Source organism: Fulvivirga lutimaris (assembly GCF_009711525.1).
Lineage (GTDB): Bacteria > Bacteroidota > Bacteroidia > Cytophagales > Cyclobacteriaceae > Fulvivirga > Fulvivirga lutimaris.
This window is the reverse complement of the sequence record NZ_SMLV01000119.1, coordinates 1-2,113: the sequence shown is the minus strand read 5'-3', so window position 1 is coordinate 2,113 and position 2,113 is coordinate 1. Positions and strand designations below refer to the sequence as shown.

The 2,113-nt window shown below is 37.2% G+C and carries 2 protein-coding genes; one reads left to right on the top strand and one right to left on the bottom strand.

Annotated elements, in window-relative coordinates; all coding sequences use genetic code 11:
* On the top strand, positions 1-1,854 hold a 1,854-nt coding region (locus E1140_RS00580), incomplete at its 5' end, for a DUF3352 domain-containing protein (RefSeq protein ID WP_155178010.1).
* 2 nt (positions 1,855-1,856) lie between these two features.
* On the opposite strand, the gene E1140_RS00575 is transcribed toward E1140_RS00580, so the two are convergent.
* Positions 1,857-2,113 (bottom strand): helix-turn-helix domain-containing protein (locus E1140_RS00575; protein ID WP_185153335.1); only part of this gene is annotated, 257 nt, incomplete at its 5' end.

Sequence of the window (2,113 nt, the reverse complement as noted above, 5' to 3'; positions counted from 1 at the left end):
AATGCTGCACTTATCATCAGTATGGACAACCCTTTAAGCCAGTGGCAAAAGATGACAGACAACGACATTTGGAGTTATTTGAAAACCAACCCTTTTCTATCATCCATTGGCCAAAGCATTGACAGTCTAAATACTGAAATAAGGAAAAACAAGGTGCTTTGGGATCTTACAGCTGCCCGGCCAATGGTTATTTCATTTCATAATATCCGTAATGAGGAATATGAGATTTTGTACACCATTGATTTGCAAAAGGCCACTCAGTTAAGCTTTCTAAAGGATTATATTGGAAATATAATTGGCGATAATGCCAAAATATACACCAGAGACTATCAGGGTGCCGAAATAATAGAGTTCACATTTAATGACTCACCTGAAGTTTATTACCTGAGTGTTGATGGTAATTTGCTTATAGTTTCGACTACTCATGCATTAATAGAAACCTCTATTTCAGAAAGATCTGTGCCTACCATAATTAGGGATCTCGACTTTGTAGAGGTTAGCAAATACATGGAAGGTGATGCCCCTACCATCTACTTTCAACAAAAGCACTTCACCAAATTGCTTGAAAAGTTTGCCGACAATGATGAGCAAAAGGATGCTTTACGATTCTTCAAATACTCAAATTTCATTGGCCTAAATACTGATATTGGCGATAAGTACATTTCCATTACAGGATTGTCAGACCTGCCTGATAATGAGACCAATCTTTTACTTTCTCTGCTAGATGCTGGCAAAGGAGAAATAAACCTGGGAGCCATTGTGCCTGAAAATGCGTCTACATTCATGAGTTTGGGCTTTTCGGATGCCAATACATTCTATAAGAATCTTGAAGGGTTTTTAAAGGAGGGAGAATCAGGCGAAGAGTATGAAAAGAACAAAGAGAAGTTGGAGAAATTCCTTGATATTTCAATTGAAGAGAATATTATTAGCTGGATGGATAATGAGATGGGACTCATTCAGCTTAACTCTAATAGTGATAAAAATAAGGTAGAAATGGCTGTTGCCATCAGATACAATGATTTGGATAATCTTAATGAGAATTTAGAGCTAATTGAAACTAAGATCAGACGTAAAACACCAGTTAAATTCAAAGGAATTGACTACAAAGGGTATTCTATCAAATTCTTATCCATTAAGGGTTTCTTTAAATTGATTTTTGGTAAGATGTTTTCGTCTATCGATAAGCCCTATTACGTGGTATTAGAAGACTATATTGTCTTTAGCAATTCGCCCAAAACATTGGGTAAGATCATTACTGCCAGCCTTGAAAACAAGACTTTGAATAGCACAAAAGAGTATGCCGAATTTATGGAAGAGTTTGATCATGAATCTAATATATTCATTTATGCCAGTGCTGAAGAGCTCTTAACTGACGCTAAAAGGGTTTTAGATGATAAATCATGGAGCAACTTAAGAACTCATAAAAAGTATATAGAAGGCTTTCCTTTGTTGGGCATACAGCTGCTACCTGATAATGACCTGCTCTCCTACAGACTACAGTTAAAGCACCTAAACAATATCGAGCAGGAGAATTGGCAGTCTTTATTAAAGGAGCTCTCAGCTGAAAGTGATGTTACAGAAGCTGATGCCTCAGATGTAAGTGAAGACTATATAATAGCGGTAGAAAACATCTTGCCTGAGGACCTGAATGACAAAAAGCTGACTGAGAATTTCTCTAACGGGCAGCTAAAGTTTGAAGTGCCTTTAAAGGATGGCTTGAAGCATGGTCGTTATGAAGAATATGACAGCTTAGGCAACCTGATTATCAAAGGTCGCTATAAAAATGATCAGAAATCAGGCACCTGGAAGTTTTATGATAGTGAAGGAACGCTACTGGACAAGATTAAGGAGTAACCTCATACCAAATCAAAAGCTAAGGCATAACGATACATTTGCAAGACGCTATTCACACCGAGCTTGGCATTAATTCGTTTTCTGTGCTGCTCAACAGTACACCTGCTTATAAATAGCTTTTTTGCAATTTCTGGATTGTTAAAATCTCTGGCCAACAATTTCAGTATTTGGCGTTCACGTTCTGTAAGTGAGTCGTACTGATCTCGATGTACGAGTTTAAATATCTCCTGATTTCTAATACGTTGAAGCTTGTGGTGTA